The 17003-nt window shown below is 57.3% G+C and carries 15 protein-coding genes and 5 pseudogenes; 14 read left to right on the plus strand and 6 right to left on the minus strand.

The annotated features are described in order from the left end of the window. Positions 1 to 227 precede the first annotated feature (227 nt). A pseudogene (gene tnpC / locus GIV35_RS21160) lies at positions 228 to 1748 on the plus strand (IS66 family transposase); the annotation flags it as partial. A gap of 17 nt (positions 1749 to 1765) precedes the next feature. Here tnpC (GIV35_RS21160) and GIV35_RS21165 read toward each other — a convergent pair. The 3 genes and pseudogenes from GIV35_RS21165 to GIV35_RS21175 form a co-directional block, all read right to left on the minus strand. After that, positions 1766 to 1972, minus strand: a pseudogene (locus GIV35_RS21165) (transposase domain-containing protein); the annotation flags it as partial. A gap of 113 nt (positions 1973 to 2085) precedes the next feature. Further along, positions 2086 to 3123, minus strand: coding sequence for a hypothetical protein (locus tag GIV35_RS21170; protein ID WP_236264235.1), 1038 nt, complete (start codon positions 3121 to 3123; stop codon positions 2086 to 2088). A gap of 168 nt (positions 3124 to 3291) precedes the next feature. Then, a pseudogene (locus GIV35_RS21175) lies at positions 3292 to 3882 on the minus strand (reverse transcriptase domain-containing protein); the annotation flags it as partial. Between the two features lie 683 nt (positions 3883 to 4565). Between GIV35_RS21175 and GIV35_RS21180 the strand changes: the two are divergent. Continuing rightward, positions 4566 to 4703, plus strand: coding sequence for a hypothetical protein (locus GIV35_RS21180; RefSeq protein WP_213153494.1), 138 nt, complete (start codon positions 4566 to 4568; stop codon positions 4701 to 4703). A 46-nt stretch (positions 4704 to 4749) separates the two neighbouring features. Here the strand turns inward: GIV35_RS21180 and GIV35_RS21185 are convergent, their stop codons facing one another. After that, on the minus strand, positions 4750 to 5874 hold the full coding sequence (locus GIV35_RS21185) for an acyltransferase family protein (RefSeq protein ID WP_213153483.1): 1125 nt from the start codon (positions 5872 to 5874) through the stop codon (positions 4750 to 4752). A 352-nt stretch (positions 5875 to 6226) separates the two neighbouring features. Here GIV35_RS21185 and GIV35_RS27350 point away from each other — a divergent pair, with 352 nt between their 5' ends. The 8 genes and pseudogenes from GIV35_RS27350 to GIV35_RS21210 all read left to right on the plus strand — a co-directional run bounded on the left by GIV35_RS27350 (position 6227) and on the right by GIV35_RS21210 (position 10441). Beyond that, the gene (locus GIV35_RS27350; protein WP_329609852.1) at positions 6227 to 6583 is read left to right on the plus strand and encodes a transposase; all 357 of its coding nucleotides are present in this window, start codon (positions 6227 to 6229) and stop codon (positions 6581 to 6583) included. Beyond that, positions 6541 to 6747, plus strand: coding sequence for an IS66 family transposase zinc-finger binding domain-containing protein (locus tag GIV35_RS27355; RefSeq protein WP_329609853.1), 207 nt, complete (start codon positions 6541 to 6543; stop codon positions 6745 to 6747). Before GIV35_RS27350 ends, GIV35_RS27355 begins: the two co-directional genes overlap by 43 nt. 107 nt (positions 6748 to 6854) lie before the next feature. Next, positions 6855 to 7462 (plus strand): annotated as a pseudogene (gene tnpC / locus GIV35_RS27360) (IS66 family transposase); the annotation flags it as partial. An 84-nt stretch (positions 7463 to 7546) separates the two neighbouring features. Further along, positions 7547 to 7696 carry a transposase domain-containing protein gene (locus GIV35_RS27365; RefSeq protein ID WP_329609854.1) on the plus strand — a complete coding sequence of 50 codons (150 nt, stop codon included), beginning with the start codon at positions 7547 to 7549 and terminating at the stop codon, positions 7694 to 7696. A gap of 3 nt (positions 7697 to 7699) precedes the next feature. Further along, positions 7700 to 8272, plus strand: a pseudogene (locus tag GIV35_RS21195) (plasmid pRiA4b ORF-3 family protein). Between the two features lie 188 nt (positions 8273 to 8460). After that, on the plus strand, positions 8461 to 8793 hold the full coding sequence (locus GIV35_RS21200; protein WP_213153482.1) for a ComEA family DNA-binding protein: 333 nt from the start codon (positions 8461 to 8463) through the stop codon (positions 8791 to 8793). A gap of 140 nt (positions 8794 to 8933) precedes the next feature. Next, a complete protein-coding gene (locus tag GIV35_RS21205) occupies positions 8934 to 9578 on the plus strand; it encodes a GntR family transcriptional regulator (protein WP_236264237.1) in 645 nt (214 codons plus the stop codon). A 14-nt stretch (positions 9579 to 9592) separates the two neighbouring features. After that, positions 9593 to 10441 carry an urea carboxylase-associated family protein gene (locus GIV35_RS21210; RefSeq protein ID WP_236264239.1) on the plus strand — a complete coding sequence of 283 codons (849 nt, stop codon included), beginning with the start codon at positions 9593 to 9595 and terminating at the stop codon, positions 10439 to 10441. A gap of 59 nt (positions 10442 to 10500) precedes the next feature. Here GIV35_RS21210 and GIV35_RS21215 read toward each other — a convergent pair whose 3' ends face one another. Further along, positions 10501 to 10668, minus strand: coding sequence for a DUF2897 family protein (locus tag GIV35_RS21215; RefSeq protein WP_065950345.1), 168 nt, complete (start codon positions 10666 to 10668; stop codon positions 10501 to 10503). A 110-nt stretch (positions 10669 to 10778) separates the two neighbouring features. Continuing rightward, positions 10779 to 12143, minus strand: a complete 1365-nt coding sequence (gene eat, locus GIV35_RS21220) for an ethanolamine permease (RefSeq protein WP_236264241.1) — start codon at positions 12141 to 12143, stop codon at positions 10779 to 10781. Positions 12144 to 12556: 413 nt separating this feature from the next. On the opposite strand from eat, the gene kdpF reads away from it, so the two are divergent. From kdpF to kdpC, 4 genes are read left to right on the plus strand one after another with little or no spacing between them, the layout of a single operon-like run. Continuing rightward, positions 12557 to 12646: a K(+)-transporting ATPase subunit F gene (kdpF, locus tag GIV35_RS21225; RefSeq protein WP_003218754.1), complete on the plus strand. Its 90-nt coding sequence runs from the start codon at positions 12557 to 12559 to the stop codon at positions 12644 to 12646. A gap of 9 nt (positions 12647 to 12655) precedes the next feature. Continuing rightward, positions 12656 to 14350, plus strand: a complete 1695-nt coding sequence (gene kdpA, locus GIV35_RS21230) for a potassium-transporting ATPase subunit KdpA (RefSeq protein WP_236264243.1) — start codon at positions 12656 to 12658, stop codon at positions 14348 to 14350. A 9-nt stretch (positions 14351 to 14359) separates the two neighbouring features. Then, positions 14360 to 16423, plus strand: a complete 2064-nt coding sequence (gene kdpB / locus GIV35_RS21235; protein WP_236264244.1) for a potassium-transporting ATPase subunit KdpB — start codon at positions 14360 to 14362, stop codon at positions 16421 to 16423. 27 nt (positions 16424 to 16450) lie between these two features. Next, positions 16451 to 16996, plus strand: coding sequence for a potassium-transporting ATPase subunit KdpC (kdpC, locus tag GIV35_RS21240; protein ID WP_105226234.1), 546 nt, complete (start codon positions 16451 to 16453; stop codon positions 16994 to 16996). Positions 16997 to 17003: the final 7 nt, after the last annotated feature.

Here is a 17003-nt window from a genome sequence, read left to right on the forward strand (position 1 = left end):
CGAAAGTCCATCGACGGCCTTACAGCCCTGGTTGAGCTGGGTCAAGGTGGCCGTGTTCGACCCTGTACTGTTCGTCTTCCTCAACAAAGCCCGTAACCGCATCAAGGTCGCCCGATGCCACGGACGAGGCGATCATCCTCAGCGTTCAGGAACTGAACTGGTTGCTCGAGGGTTTTGATCTCTGGAATCGTCCCCATCAGGTTTTGACGCCGCGCTATGTGGCCTGACCCGATGACCTTCCTGATGATCTGTCTTGCTCAAGCAATTGCTGCTTGAGGCGCTCAATCGCCAGGAGAAATCGGCCCAGGCTTATTAGACGCACATCGTCGATCTGAAAGAACAGATCAAGTTGTTGAGCGACCGTCTGTTGGGGCGCAAGTCCGAGCAAACCGGTGAGCCCAATACGCCGCAACTGGCCTTGTTCAATGAGCCTGAAAGCGAGCCGGTGCCTTCAGTCGGTGACGCCGATGAAGAAGTTGTTTCGCCGACAGCACGCCGTGGCAAGCGCAAACCGTTGTCGGCCGATCTGCCGCGTATCGAAGTCATCCATGAACTGCCCGAACACGAACTGACCTGTACTTGCGGTTGCCGCAAACATGCCATCGGCGAAGAGACCAGCGAGCAACTGGACATCGTGCCGATGCAGATCCTGGTCTCAAACATATCCGCAAGGTCTATGGGTGCAGGGGCTGCGAATCAGCCCCGGTCACGGCTGACAAACCTGCGCAACTGATCGAAAAGAGCATGGCCAGCCCAAGCGTACTGGCCATGCTGCTAACGACCAAATACGTCGATGGTCTGCCGCTGCACCGCTTCGAAAGTGTGCTGAGCCGACACGGCATCGAGATCCCTCGGCAAACGCTGGCTTGCTGGATTATCGCTGTAGCGAACACTTCCAGCCGCTGATCAATTTGATGCGTGACCGGCTGCTGGAAAGCCCGGTCATCCACTGCGATGAAATCCGTGTCCAGGTGTTGAAAGAACCGGATCGAGACCCGACCAGTTAATCCTGGATGTGGGGGCAGGCCAGTGGCCCGCCTGATCGAAAAGTCGTGCTGTTTGATTACACGTCCAGCCGTGCGCAGGAAGTGCCGTTGCGCTTGCTGGAAAGTTATCATGGCTATGTCATAACCGACGACTACGCTGGCTATAACGCGTTGGCTTTGCAGCCAGGTGTGGAACGTCTGGCGTGCATGGCCCATACGCGTCGCAAGTTCGTGGACGCGCAAAAAGTGCAGCCCAAGGGTTGAACCGGACGGGCCGATATCGCGCTGACGATGATCAACACGCTGTACGGCATCGAGCGTGAGCTCAAGGACTTCAGCGATGAACAGCGGTTTGTCGGTCGACAGGAGAGAAGCCTGCCAATCCTGATCCAACTGAAAAGTTGGCTGGATATAACCCAGTCGCAGGTGACGGCACAAAGTGCGTTTGGCAAGGCCGTGCATTATCTGGCGAATAACTGGAGCCGGCTGGAGCGTTATGTCGAAGCGGGTTACTTGCCCATCGACAACAACGCGGCCGAAAGAGCGACCAAGCCGTTTGTCGTCGGGTGCAAGGCCTGGCCGTTCAGTGATACCGTCAACGGTGCCAGTGCCAGCGAGAAGATCTACAGCTTGGTCGAGACCGCCAAGGTCAATGGCCAAGAGCCTTATACGTGACTGCGCCACGCACTTGAGCGGCTGCCGCACGCCTCGTCAGTAACAGACTACGAAGCTCTGCTGCCTTGGAACTGCTCGCCCGAAATGACCGTTGGGCAGGTGGGGTTTATGGGTCGCATACGAAACAACGCCATGCCCAGAACGAGCCAAAGCACCTGATCGGCTGGCAAGCGGCGCCTACGGATGGTGGCTTGGGAGGAGAGCCCGAGTGCCGATGCAACCCACTCGACCGGGATGTTCTGGGTGAAGGTGCTCAGGTTTGAGAAGTTAAAAAGGTCGCCAAGGTCGGGCAGTTCTTGCTGAACAGACATAAAAAATTCGATGCCAGGAGTCTGGCATCGGATTTTCTAGGAAGCCCAGCGTGAGCTCAAATGTTTAAGTGAACAGCATTACGCATTCTGCGGGCTTTCCTTTCACTAAAAAATCACGAAAAAGGTAGTGGCTCGACCATATAGCAATCCACACAATCATCCGTGATCACTGTATCTAGAATAATCCCGCCCTCAACAGTAGGTCGGAGAAATCCAGTCCGAATTGACGATGTATAAACTCCAACATTTACTGTGTTGAGCTGCGCGCGCGCATTAATTGACACGCAATCAATACTGTAATTCATGCCCATCCCAACACCACAGTTTTCACCGCCTGAATTGATCACGCGGGTGGAGTCCTGTCCTTCAATGACAACGCCCCATGCGGTTTGACCGGATTCAATACCAGGTTCCGTCGCAGTGCAGTAACTATTAAGAATTGTGTTGTACTCACCGCCATTATCAAGCAAAAGCATGCAACGGCCAGTCCAATCTACTGATGTAATGTTCTCGAAAACACAGTGCTGCGCGTAGTGCAAGTGCAAACCAACAGTAGCGTTACCGGTGAACTCGAGATTCCGAATGTAAACATTCTTGATGGGTTCGCACAAGGCAACAATAGCGTTCTCGGGGTGATCACGCTTTATAACTCGGTTAAGAATCAGAGAGTCTGCCAATACATAGATGATCTGGCGCACCTCGAGCGGCCCATCAAGCGGCATCGGGTGGGTATCGAAGTCGGTGGATGCGTCCGAGATCACGATCCACGACCCATTTGTATAAGGCGTCGTGTCAGCGACAAATATCTGAGTCGTATTTTCGTATGCCGGAGCCGTCAGGTAGCTTCCCGGGCGCACGTTCCCCTGGTAGTCGATCCCGGCATAGCTAGGATCGGTCGGCTGTTCTGAATTTCTCCCAACGCCAGAAACGTCAATTGTCACCTTGTCGATGCCTGGTGCTGGCTCGATTATCTGGCCGCTATAGGGCCAGTTGTCGTCACGGTTGAGAAGGACTGTGGTTCCAATTGGGCATTCAGGACCATTGATTTGCAGCCAGCGGTAGCCAGCTTTTAGCAAGGACTGAATCTTTGGGCCGTTGTCATTTTCAGGGTCGGGGGTGAAAACGTAAGGGGTATCTCTATAGATTGGCATGATTCTCCTCGTAACTATTTAAGTAACGCCAAATCGGCGCGCCAACAACTGTACATACATACAGTTTTTTTTTAAAGAAATTACGTAACCAATTGATAAATTTATTTTTTCTACACCTCGGCTGATCAAAATTACCTCACCACCCATAGCTGCCAGTTAGTCCTTTAAGCGCAGCCAAGGGGTAACCGCCCGATCCGCGATCCGTTTGCGTAAACGATCGATCAATATATCGTGGTCGGCCCGGTCGAAGAATTTCTTCAGATCAACATCCACCACCACTTTACGTCCTGAAGAAACATAGCGCTGCGCCGCTAAAACGGCGCCCTGCGCACAGCGTCCAGGACGGAAGCCGTAGCTGTGTTCACTGAAAGTCGGATCGAGTAATGGCTGCAAGACTTGCAGCAACGCTTGTTGGATCAAACGATCGGTGACCGTTGGGATACCCAACTCGCGTTGACCGCCGTCGGGTTTGGGAATGGTTACACTCCGTGCCGGACTGGGCCGGTAGACACCTGATAGAAGCTGTTCACGAATCGCCGCCCATTGGATCAGCAGATACTCGGCCGTCTGATCAATATCCAGACCGTCGACCCCGGCCGCACCTTTGTTGGCCTTGACCCGTTTCCACGCCCGCTTGAGGTTTTCTCTCGCAAAGGCCCGCTCGAGCAGCCCTTGCCCTGCGTTGTCGGTTTCATTTTGCGGGCGGTTGACCTCGTCGCTGACGGAGCTTCTCACGGCTTCACCGTTCGCAGTCTCCATCAGCCCCGCGTTTGGCAGGCATCTGACTTCCGGTCTTTCGCATCAACATGGCCTATAACGCTTTCTCTCGTTCGGCCCTTCGTCAAAAAAAAGACTACTACGGCCTCTGCTGACTTCTCGCTCCAGCTTGCACCGTCGCCCTTTCAGGCATGAGGCGAGATCTCCCCAGGTAAGAACGCAATCCTTCACCACACAACCGCCGGATTTACACAGCCTGATCCTTGACCACAAGAGCTTCGCGGTTTTGTGCCCGCTCGCCCTAATCGGCCTTGCCTTACATCCGGTTCTTGTACATCGGCTCATGGCTTCGATTCACGCTTCCTCCCCACACTCGGTCGCCCTCATGCAGTTGCGCTTCACTTCGTTCGCTGTGCTCAGCTCACGGCGGGACTTTCACCCACAAGATTGCGCCCATGCTGGGCGCGCACAAAAAAGCCGATCTAGCTGGTTGGCTCAAGTATCTGATTCTACTCAGGAATAATGATCGGGATGGAGTGATTCGAACACTCGACCCCTAGCACCCCATCTCCTTTTTCATACTTCTTGAAAGCTTCCAAAATTTTACTCTGGATTGTTCCACGCTAGTATTTACTTGAGCTCCAGCGGTGTTTTGCTCTACGAGTCCAGTAACGTCCATCAAGAGCCGATGTTTTTGTGGGGGGAAAGTAGGGGGAGTCCATTTCATGACCAAAATCACCATCAAAGAACTCGAGTGGCTGACCGCCAACGATGCCGGCCGAATCCTCAGGGAGGCCCCGCCAAAGGCCATCAAGACCAAGGACGGTGAAGATCTGAAAAAACCGGTTTCCAGTAAACCGTAAGGCTGCTCCGCTTAAGTGAACAGCATTACGCAGAACGCGGGCTTTTTTATTGAGTAGATCTAGTGAACCTGCTTATCTGTCGTGACTTCCCTATGCTTGCGGCTATCCTTTTCCCCATACGGTGAGTTGGATCTTCAACCGCCTTGTGGATGATCCATGAAACAAAAATAGTAACCGTCGTTTGGATGATTAGGGCAGGCATGGCACCAATTCCATGGTCTATCATAATTCTCATGCCAACAAAGCCTAGTGCGCCATGGCAGGCATATAGCGGATAGCTGATGTTTGAAAAAAAAGTGAAGGTAGGGCCGCCCGCCCAACTGCTTGCAAAAAAATATAGAACTGTGAAAACGGCAAAAGCCATAAAGTAGGCCGCGATTACTTCAAAGGGCCATCCCTCGGTGAATCCACTGTAACCAAAAACGCATAGCATACTGATACTTATGGCAAAGAGTTTTTCGCTGCTAATAAAACCCCGGTAGTGATAGTTGAATGCCACGCCGATCATCATGAAGAAAATGTATTTTATCGGAAAAACGAAGGCGGCTAGCGCGCCGGCCTGGTGGATATTCCCCGGATAAAAGTTAGCCACCATCACGGTAGATACGCTTAGCGCGTATAGAGGGAGAAGTTTTCCCCGGCTAATCATCGACCAGAACAGCAACACTACTAGATAGAATTTAACTTCAACCTCCAGCGTCCACACCACCCCATCCAGCGGCGCCGAACTGCCGAACCAATCACGGAATAGGGACATCTGCATGAGAACCTGCGAAGCGGTATAGGGAGCGTTATTGCCCATATACGCGGCCGCTACGCTGAGGGCTCCGAGGGTGACAAGCAGGCCAACGGCGTACGTCGGCCAGATACGGAAAATACGAGCGATCACAAATTTTGTTTTTGCGAGAGCGCTTCCATTAAGACTTGCGACAGAAATCGGAATGACCAAGCCGCTGATCAGAAAAAACAAGGCCACGCCAAAGCCGCCCATATTCATGTTTCCGATAGGATTGAAGGTTTCGAGCATCCAGGATGGGAATACAGGCTCCGTCAGAGGAAGCAGCCCGCCGTATGCGCCCTTGATGTAATTGAACATCAGGACGTAGTGGGCATTGACCACGCAGAGGGCGGCGATACCGCGCAAGGCGTTCGCAAAAGCGATCCTATGCATGATGATTCCTTTGTATTGTTGTAATCGAGGTCCGTTCGAATAACAGAGACTGTAGACGTGTTTTGAAATTGCGACAGGGCAGTCGGTAAATTTCGTTCGGCAGGACGCCGAGGGAGGGTGGATGTTCCAGAACTAAAGGCGCCCCCCTTGTAGAGCGCGGTCTCCAGCCCTGTCATTTCCTTGAGGTAATGGAGCGCTTTGCGCTTCTGGGGGGGCTTTTGAGAGGAGTTCCGAAACTTCGCGCTTTGGAGGTGTTAGCGGTTGCGCCAGTCCTCCTGTAAAACCAGGCAGGCTCGCCTGTCAACCGCTGCCGCCATCACCGCCGACGGAGCTGCCTAACGATCTTCAAGCCTTGAAAACTCTGGTCTCTGCCCAGCGGGCAGAGATAGAGCGCTTGAACATGATGATCGCCAAGCTGCGTCGTATGCAGTTCGGTCGCAGTTCCGAGCAATTGGATGCGATGATCGACCAACTCCAGTTGAACCTTGAAGAGTTGCAAGTCATCCAGACTGAACTGACGCCGCCAACCGAATCACCTCCTCGTCTCCTCGCGTCGTCTCTCGGCGCGAGCCGTTGCCTGAACATCTGCCTCGCGAAATACAAGCGCATCAGCCCGAGTCGTAATGTTCTGGCTGCGGTGGGAATCTGCGCCAGTTGGGTGAGGATATGTCTGAGGTGCTGGAGTACGTCCCGGCGCGTTTTAAAGTGATCCTGCATGTGCGCCCGAAGATGGTTTGCAGTTGCTGCGAGCACATTGCCCAAGTTCCTGCACCGAGTCGACCGATAGTCCGAGGCCTTGCAGGCCCTGGGCTGCTGGCTCACGTGCTTGTCTCTAAATTTGTCGATCATCTGCCTTTGTATTGCCAGTCTTAGACCTACGCCCGTGAGAGCGTGGATCTGGAGCGCTCAACCCTGGCCGACTGGGTGGCCAGAGCAGCCAATTGCTCAGGCCACTGGTCAACGCGCTTGAGCGCCATGTCATGAGCGGGCACAAAGTTCATGCCGACGACACATCAATTGGCGTGCTCGCGCCGGGCCACGGCAAAACCAAAACGGCTCGCCTCTGGACGTACGTGCGCGACGACCGATCTGCTGGTTACACGACGCCCGCGGCTGTATGGTTTGCCTACTCGCCAGATCGCAAGGGAGAACATCCCCGCGCTCATCTCAAGAGTTTCAGCGAGATCTTGCAGGCTGACGGCTATGCCGGTTTTGCTCAGTTGTATGCGACGGGCATTATTCAGGAAGCCGCATGCTGGGCTCATGCCCGCCTCAAGTTTTACGATGTCTACAAAGACCAGGCTTCACCACTTGCTGGCGAGGCGCTGTAAAGAATTGCTGCCCTGTATGCCATCGAGAGCGAAATTCGAGGGCAACCGCCAGACTAACGCAAAGCGATTCGGCAAAGCCGGGCCAGTCCGCTGCTGGAAAAAATACACGCATGGCTTAACCAGACGCTCACTCAACTGTTGAAAAAATCGACATTAGGCGGTGCAATCCTCTATACCGAAACCGGTGGCAGGCTTTAACGCGTTGCTGCGATGACGGTCGAATCGAAATCGACAACAACCCCCCCGAACGGGCGCTGCGCGCCGTCGCGCAGGGGGGCAAAAACTATCTGTTTGCCGGTTCCGGTGCCGGCGGAGAACGAGCCGCGGCGATTTACAGTCTGGTGGGTTCGGCCAAGCTAAACGGATTGAACCCACAGGCGTATCTGACTTATGTGCTGGAGCACATTGCCGAGCACCCAATCAATCGGGTAAGTGAGTTGCTGCCCTGGAATATTTCTTTGAGCCACTCTGAACACTGCGAGGCCGCCTGATCCATGGTTAAAATTGTCCGTTTACCCAAACCCGCCTCCGACCTGTTGCTGCTGCACATTGCGCTGAAGTGGACCAATCCGAAGATTTGGCGCCGGCTCGCGGGGCCTGAAACATCACCTTGGGCAAACTGCACCGTGTCATCCAGGCCGTGATGGGCTAGAGATGATAGCCATCTGCATGAGTTTGAAATTGCCGGTGAGCGTTATGGTATGCCCGATCCCAATGGCTGGGGGGCCGACGGTTAATCCGGAAGCTCGTAAAACGCTGATCAAGGCGCTGAACGGAAAGCGGACATTTAATTATCTCTACGACTTTGGTGACAGCTGGCATCACAGTATCAAGGTCGAAAAAACGTTACCCGCTATTGCCTGTCCTCAGGTGCCGTATTGCATCGATGGCGCCAATGCTTGCCCACCGGAAAATGTGGGTGGCGGGGCTGGCTATGAGGACTTTTTGGCGGCGATGGCCCACCCCAATCATCCAGAGCATGACGACATGGTTGAATGGCATGGCGATGTTTTTGATCCAGCGGCATTAAGTGCGAGCGCGTGAATCAGTGGTTTAAACGAATTTAGGTTTGAGTTGCAAGGCGGTGTAGCTCGGACGCATACGTTTGATCGGCCCTGGTGCAATTTTATGACCTGATTTTTAAACACGCCCGGTTACTTATCAGTTTTTGACAGTCTCTAGCAATCACCTAAGTTAGAAAAGCAGCTTCGGAAAAGCTGCTTTTTTCTCTTACTGATGTCATGGAGCGTCACCAATGCAAAACCTCTACATCTCATCCCTCATCTTCGCCTTCCTCACCAGCCTCTCCGTCGCCACCACCGCTGCGCCGTCAATCAAGCCAGAGCCCCCAACCCCCATCTCCACCCAGATGACCAAGACCGAGCAATCCACCAAGGTCAACCTCAACGTCGCCGACGCCGAGACCCTGCGTCGCGATCTATTCGGCATTGGTGCTTCCAAGGCGAAGGCAATCATCGCCTATCGTGAAAGCAACGGCCCGTTCACAGCGGTGGATGAGTTACTGGAAGTAAAAGGCATCGGCAAGGCACTGCTGGAGAAGAATCGCGACAGGTTGGTTATTAATTGAAGATGTAATAAAAGCGCAGAAGGCCGGTCATTGACCGGCCTTTTCCTTATCGGACCTTGCGCCTTGTAATTCGCAGGCAGCATTGGCACGAAACGTGATTACCTCCTCCTCAGTGATTGTTCAACAATCTCGAGGTAACGATGCCACTCACTTTATCTTTAGCCGACCAAATCGCCCTGGAACTCCGCGCTGACATCATCGGGGGCCGGCTATTGCCCGGCATGCCGCTGATCGAGGTCGAGCTGGTCAAGGCCTACAACGCATCCCGCAATACGATTCGCGAGGCGCTGCATCGTCTGGGCCAGGAGGGCCTTACTCGCTATGTGCGCAATAAGGGCGTCATGGTTCGGCGCTTGGAGCGAGCAGAAGTACGCGACCTCTTCGTAGTCCGCCGCAGCCTGGAGTTGCAGGCCATAGCCCAAAGCGGCCCGCTGACGGACACTCAATCAGGCCGTATGCAAAACGCCATCGACGCCACCACCCTGGCCCGGGAGCGCGAAGATTGGCGAGCCGTGGCCACCCACAGTCTTATGTTCCACCAACAGATCGTCGCCTTGATGGGCAGCCCATTGTTCGACGAGTTTTTCGCTCAGGTGATTGCCCAGTTGCGTCTGGTGTTCTGCGCCGCACCGGACGAGCAGCGCTTCCAGTCGCCCTGGCTGGAGCGCGACCATGAGATATACACATTGCTAACCCGCAACCAAACCCAGGCCGCCAGCGAGGCGATGAGCCTGTACCTGGACGATTCAGAACACCTTTCCCTCGCCCTGTTTGATCACCCTTGATGGAGGATTGCCCCATGTACAAAGACTATCCGGCCGCTTACCAGGTCAGCAAAGGTTCGGCGTTGCAGGTGGATACGGCGTTCTATGAGCGTATTCGTGATCAGAAAACCCAGCGCACGTTGATCGAACAGTTCGAGGTGCCGATCCGTACGGGGAGGGCGTGGAAGGTGCCGGCCGGGCATGTGTTTCGTGTGACCACGCCGGTGGGGCCGCAGGTGGGGGACTTTAATGTCTGGAACGCCAACGATCCGCGCGAACGTTTGTGGGCTGCGCGCACTCGTCAGCTGCAAGGCGCTCATGTCAGCACCCATGATCGGTTGTGGTCGAACCTGCCCTTTTTAAGGCCCTTGGTCACGATCACCGATGACAGTCTGTCCAGCTACGGCATTGATGAGCACGGTGGGCGTTTGCATGACTTGTTGGGCACGCGGTGCGACCCCTATGTGAACCGTATGCTGACGGGGGAGGACTTTCATCACCATTGCCACTCGAACCTGACCCGTGCGGTATTGCCCCATGGGCTGACGGAGTTCGATGTGCATGACGTGTTGAATATTTTCCAGTGCACCGGGCTCAATCACGATGACATGTACTTTATGAAGGCCTGTCCGGCGCAGAAGGGCGATTACCTGGAGTTCTTTGCCGAGATTGATCTGCTGTGTGCGCTGTCGACGTGCCCTGGCGGGGATTTGTCGCTGCCGATGTGGGGGCCGGAGGCGCAGGACCCGTTGACGGTGTGTCGGCCGTTGGGGGTGGAGATCTATAGGCTGGAGGATGAGTTGCTCAGTGGCTGGAGCCAGCCGGAGCGTGCGGCCTATAAGGGGCAACATGGGTTGCATATTGCCAAGGCGGATTGGGAGTAGGGGGGGCTGCTTCGCAGCCCAGCGGGAGCAAGCTCCCTCGCCACGGGGTTACACGCGATTTATCTGTCTTGTGCATCCTTGGCATCCGCCTGCGCATTTCGCTCGGCCACGCGTTTGCGTTGTTCGTCGGTGAGTTCGACTTTGTTGGCGCTGTCGCGCAGCATCATCAGCCCACCGACGATCGACCCGATCGCGACTATCATAATCAACCACGCATACCACGGCATAAGGCTCTCCTTGAGGCAGATGTTCGTGGGAAAGCTTCCCACGGTAATGACTGCTTTGAGTCATGGGCTTTCTGAGTAGTTCAGTGTAGGCCCGTTCTGCCTCATAGGCGCTATTGTCCGGTCAACATCGCATCCGCGGGTGCATCGACGCGGTCTTGTGCGGTCAGCTGGAAGTAGATGAAACCCACCGCCATGAAGCCCAGGAAGATCAGCCCGATCAAGGTATTGAACCAGGCCATCGCCACCAGGCATACCACCGCCAGCGCCAGCGCAATACCCGGCACGATGGGGTAGCCCGGTGCGCGGAAGGTGCGTTCCAGCAACGGCTCGGTCTTACGCAGTTTGAACAGGCTGAGCATGCTCATGATGTACATGACGATGGCACCGAACACCGCCATGGTGATCATCGCGGCAGTCAGGGTCATGCCGCCCAGGTTGATCAGGCCGTCGCTGTAGATGGCGGCGATACCCACCACGCCGCCGGCGAGGATGGCGCGGTGCGGTGTCTGGAAGCGTGAGAGTTTGGCCAGGAAAGACGGCAGGTAACCGGCACGGGCCAGGGCGAAGAACTGGCGCGAGTAGCCGAGGATGATGCCGTGGAAGCTTGCCACCAGGCCGAACAGGCCAATCCATACCAGCATGTGCAACCAGCCGGAGCTTTCACCCACCACGGTTTTCATCGCTTGGGGCAATGGGTCGTTGATGTTCGACAACGCGCGCCAGTTACCTACGCCGCCAGCGAAGAACATCACGCCCATGGCCAGGATCACCAGGGTGAGGATACCGCTGATGTAGGCCTTCGGAATGGTGCGCTTGGGGTCCTTGGCTTCTTCGGCGGCCATGGCAGCGCCTTCGATGGCGAGGAAGAACCAGATGGCGAAGGGGATGGCGGCAAACATCCCGGCAATCGCCGGGGCGCCGAAGGTGTCGGAGCCGGCCCAGCCGTTGAGGGCGAAGTGGCTGAAGCTGAAGGCCGGGGCGACCACACCCATGAATACCAGCAGTTCGGCAACGGCCAGCACGCAGACCACCAACTCAAAGGTGGCGGCGAGCTTTACCCCGAGGATATTCAGGCCCATGAACACGATATAGGCGCCGACGGCGGCGTGTTTGGGGTCGAGTGCCGGGAACTGCACGTTCAGGTACGCACCAATGGCCAGGGCTATCGCGGGCGGGGCGAAGACAAATTCGATCAAGGTGGCCAGGCCGGCAATCAAGCCACCTTTCTCACCGAAGGCGCGACGGCTGTAGGCAAAGGGGCCTCCTGCGTGGGGAATCGCAGTGGTCAGTTCGGTGAAGCTGAAGATAAAGCAGGTGTACATCGCGGCGACCATCAACGAGGTCACCAGAAAGCCCAAGGTACCGGCGACGCCCCAGCCGTAGCTCCAGCCGAAATACTCGCCGGAGATCACCAGCCCCACGGCAATGCCCCATAGATGCAAGGTGCCCAAGGTGGGCTTGAGTTGTGTGTTCATTGTGCTGCGCTCCTTGAACTGTTTGTAATGATTCAAGGTGTTGCAGTGGCTATGCCAAGCCTCAGAACTATGTCGTAAAGCAATGCCTATGTCGCCGAAGGGACGGTTTGGCGTTTGAATGCGGCATGAGTTGCACCACATAAGTGCGGTGGTGACTTGGCGGGCGCTTTCGCGGGCAAGCCCGCTCCCACACTTGACCGAGTTTTAATTGAAAGAACGCAGTCGAATGTGGGAGCCGGGCTTGCCCGCGAAGAGGCCCTCCCAGCCACGGCAAACCCCGCTGTAAACCCCACATAAACCCACTCTTTACGCCATCTTTACGCCCCACCCAGCCCCTCGCTCTCGTTCCTTTACACCGCTCCTGCGGACAATGCCCCCACACGCGGCAATCGCCGCAAGACGGGGAAATTTCCATGAGCGTTCTGGACGGAGTGTCACTGCTATTGGCCGTGGCGCTGTTCATTTATCTGCTGGTTGCGCTGTTACGCGCGGATCGGAACTAGGAGCGGGCTATGCACAGTTATGACTATTGGCTGATCATCGCCTTCTTTGCCGTGGTACTGGTGCCGGCACCCTTTTTGGGGCGGTTCTACTACAAGGTGATGGAAGGCCAGCGCACCTGGCTCACGCCCGTATTGGGGCCTGTCGAGAAAGCCTGTTATCGCCTCTCGGGCGTGGATGCGCAGCAGGAACAGAGCTGGCAGAAATACATGCTGGCCTTGCTCGCATTCAACCTGGCGGGCTTCTTGTTGTTGTTCTCGATCCTTTTATTTCAGGGCTCCCTGCCACTGAACCCGCAAAAACTGCCGGGCCAGGAATGGACCCTGGCGTTCAACACCGCCGTCAGTTTCATGACCAATACCAACTGGCAGAACTACAGCGGCGAAGCGTCCCTAAGTTATCTAAGTCAGATGGCCGGCCTCACGGTGCAGAACTTCGTCAGTGCGGCGACCGGTCTCGCCGTCCTGGTCGCCTTGTGCCGTGGGATCGGGCGCAAATCTGCCCAGACCCTGGGCAACTTCTGGGTCGACATGACCCGCGCCACCCTCTACGGCCTGCTGCCGTTGTGCCTGGTGCTCGCGCTGTTCCTGGTATGGCAGGGCGTGCCGCAAACCTTCGCTCACTATGTGGATGCCATCACGCTGCAGGGCGTGGACCAGGTGATTCCGCTGGGGCCGGCCGCCAGCCAGATTGCGATCAAGCAACTGGGCACCAACGGCGGTGGCTTCTTCGGCGTGAACTCGGCGCATCCGTTTGAAGACCCGACAGCCTGGGCCAACCTGTTTGAAGTGGCCTCGATCATCCTGATCCCGGTGGCGTTGGTGTTTACCTTTGGCCATTACGTCAAGGACCTGCGTCAGAGCCGGGCGATCCTCGCGTGCATGCTGGCGTTGTTCCTGATCGGCGGCGCGACGTCGCTTTGGTCCGAATACCAGCCCAATCCGACCCTGAACCACCCTGCCGTGGAACAGACCGTGCCGCTGGAGGGCAAGGAAACACGCTTCGGCACCACCGGTACCGTGCTGTGGTCGGTGACCACCACCGCGGCGTCCAACGGTTCGGTCAATGGCATGCAGGACAGCCTCAGTCCCCTGAGTGGGATGGTGGCGCTGGTCAACATGATGGTCGGCGAAGTGATCTTCGGCGGCGTGGGTGCCGGCATGTACGGCATGTTGCTCAACGTGTTGATCGCGGTGTTCCTCGCCGGCCTGATGATCGGCCGCACCCCGGAATACCTGGGCAAGAAACTCCAAGCCAAGGAAGTGCAATTGCTGGTGGTGACCCTGCTGGTGATGCCGGTCGGCGTGCTGGTGCTGAGTTCCATCGCTGCCAGCCTCCCGGGCCCGGCGGGCGCTATCAGTAACCCTGGCCCACACGGCTTCAGTCAATTGCTCTATGCCTATACCTCGGCCAGTGCCAACAACGGTTCGGCGTTTGCCGGCCTCGGCGCCAATACCCCATTCCATAACCTGATGCTCGGCCTGGGCATGTTGATCGGCCGCTTTGGCTACATCCTCCCGGTACTGGCCCTGGCCGGCAGCCTGGCGATGAAGAAGACCGCGCCGATTGGCCAGAACAGCTTCCCCACCCATGGCGCGCTGTTCGTGACCTTGTTGACCGTTACCATTTTGCTGGTGGGCGGCCTGACTTTCCTGCCGACGCTGGCGTTGGGCCCCATCGCTGAACACTTGAGCATGGGCTTCTAGTTAAGGGATATGAAAATGAATATGCCTGTAAAAAACGCGGCCCCGGTCAAACCCCAGGAGCCCGCCAAAACCGCTATCTCGGCCCTGTGGCGCCCGGCACTGGTCAAGGCGTTCGTCAAGCTGGACCCACGCCAACTGCAACGCTCGCCAGTGATGCTGGTGGTGGAGCTGACCGCCATCCTCACCACCGTGTTGTGCTTTGTGCCCGATACCACCGTGCCCACCTTTGTTGCGGTGCAAATCGCGGTGTGGCTGTGGTTCACCGTGCTGTTCGCCAACTTCGCCGAAGCCTTGGCCGAAGGCCGTGGCAAGGCCCGCGCCGACAGCCTCAAGGCTGGCAGCGAAGGCTTGAGTGCCCGTCGCCAGGAAGCTGATGGCAGCTTCAAGGTGGTGCCGGCCACCAGCCTGCGCAAGGGTGATGTGGTGCGTGTGGCTGCTGGGGAAATGATCCCCGGTGATGGTGAAGTCGTCGAAGGTATTGCGGCGGTCAACGAAGCAGCGATCACCGGCGAGTCCGCCCCGGTCATCCGCGAGTCCGGCGGCGACCGCTCGGCCGTTACCGGCAACACTCGGTTGGTCTCGGACTGGCTGCTGATCCGCATCACCGCCAACCCGGGCGAGTCCACCCTGGACCGCATGATCGCGCTGGTGGAGGGCGCCAAACGCCAGAAGACCCCCAACGAAGTCGCGCTGGATATCCTGCTGATCGGCCTGACCCTGATCTTCCTGCTGGTGGTGGTGACCTTGCAGCCGTTCGCCCACTTCGCCAATGGCAGCTTGCCTTTGGTGTTCCTGGTCGCACTGCTGGTGACACTGATTCCTACCACCATTGGCGGCTTGTTGTCGGCCATCGGTATTGCCGGCATGGACCGCCTGGTGCGTCTCAACGTGATCGCCAAGTCTGGACGCGCGGTGGAAGCGGCGGGGGACGTGCATGTGTTGCTGCTGGACAAGACCGGCACCATCACCTTCGGCAACCGTCGTTGCTCGGCCGTGGTCGCTGCACCTGGCGTCAGTGGCCGCGAATTGGCCGAAGGCGCGTTGCTGGCGTCCCTGGCCGATGATACGGCGGAAGGCAAATCCATCGTTGAATACCTGCGCGCCTTGCACCCCCAGGCCGAGCCGAGCCTGGAGGCGTTGACCGCCGTGCCCTTCAGCGCCGAGACCCGTTTGTCCGGTGTCGACTATCAGGGCCGTGTGTTCCGTAAAGGCGCGGTGGACTCGCTGCTGGCGTTTATCGGCCAGCAACGCAGCGACCTGCTGCCTGCGTTGTCGCGGGAAATCGACAAGATCGCCCAAAGCGGCGGCACGCCCTTGCTGGTGTGCGCCGATGGCAAGTTACTGGGGGCGATCCATCTCAAAGACGTGGTCAAGCCAGGTATCCGTGAGCGTTTTGCCGAGTTGCGCAAGTTGGGGATTCGCACCGTGATGGTCACTGGCGACAACCCGCTGACCGCCGCCGCGATTGCCGCTGAAGCAGGGGTGGACGATGTGCTGGCCGAAGCCACGCCAGAGAAGAAACTCGCGCGTATTCGCCATGAGCAGAATGATGGTCGTCTGGTTGCCATGTGCGGCGACGGCGCCAACGACGCCCCGGCGCTGGCCCAGGCTGACGTCGGCATGGCGATGAACGACGGCACCCAGGCCGCGCGTGAAGCCGCCAACATGGTCGACCTCGACAGCGACCCGACCAAGCTGCTGGACGTGGTGCAGATCGGCAAGGAACTGCTGGTGACCCGTGGCGCGCTGACGACCTTTTCCATCGCCAACGACGTGGCCAAGTACTTCGCGATCCTGCCGGCGCTGTTCGCCTCGATCTACCCGCAACTGGGCGTGCTCAACATCATGCACTTGCAGAGCCCACAGAGCGCGATCCTTTCGGCCATTGTGTTCAACGCCTTGATCATCGTCGTGCTGATTCCGCTGGCGCTGCGCGGCGTGCGGGTGCAGGCGGCGAGTGCGGCGGCGTTGTTGCGGCGCAACCTGCTGATCTACGGGCTGGGCGGGCTGTTGGTGCCGTTCGTGGGCATCAAGGCCATCGACATGCTGCTGACGGCGCTGCACCTGGTTTGACCTGTCTGATTTATTGAGGATTTGACCATGACAAACATCATTCGCCCGGCCCTGAGTCTGCTGTTGCTCATGACTCTGATCACCGGCGTCGCCTACCCGCTGGTGGTCACTGGCGTGGCACAGGTCGCGTTCCCCGACCAGGCCAATGGCAGCCTGGTGCGCGACGCCAGCGGCAAGGTGCGCGGCTCCAGCCTGATCGCCCAGGACTTTACCGGTGACCGCTGGTTTCACCCACGCCCGTCAGCCGGTGCTTTTGCCACAGTGTCCAGCAGTGCCAGTAACCTGGGCCCCAGCAATCCTGCCCTGGCGACCCGCATCATCGAGGATGCCGGCAAACAGTCAGTGCCTGGCCAGGGCCCGGTGCCACTGGCCTCGCTGACAACCTCCGGCAGCGGCCTTGATCCACACTTGCCACCGCAGGCGATTGCCTATCAACTGGCGCGAGTGGCGGCGGCGCGAAATGTGCCAGTGTCGACCTTGCAGCGGTTGCTGGATGAGCATATCGAAAGCCCTCTGGTAGGCCCGCCCGTAGTAAACGTATTGGCCTTGAACATGGCTTTGGAAGCGTTGTAAGCAAGAC

Origin of the sequence: Pseudomonas sp. PA-1-6B (assembly GCF_021609545.1) — a bacterium.
Lineage (GTDB): Bacteria > Pseudomonadota > Gammaproteobacteria > Pseudomonadales > Pseudomonadaceae > Aquipseudomonas > Aquipseudomonas fluorescens_BV.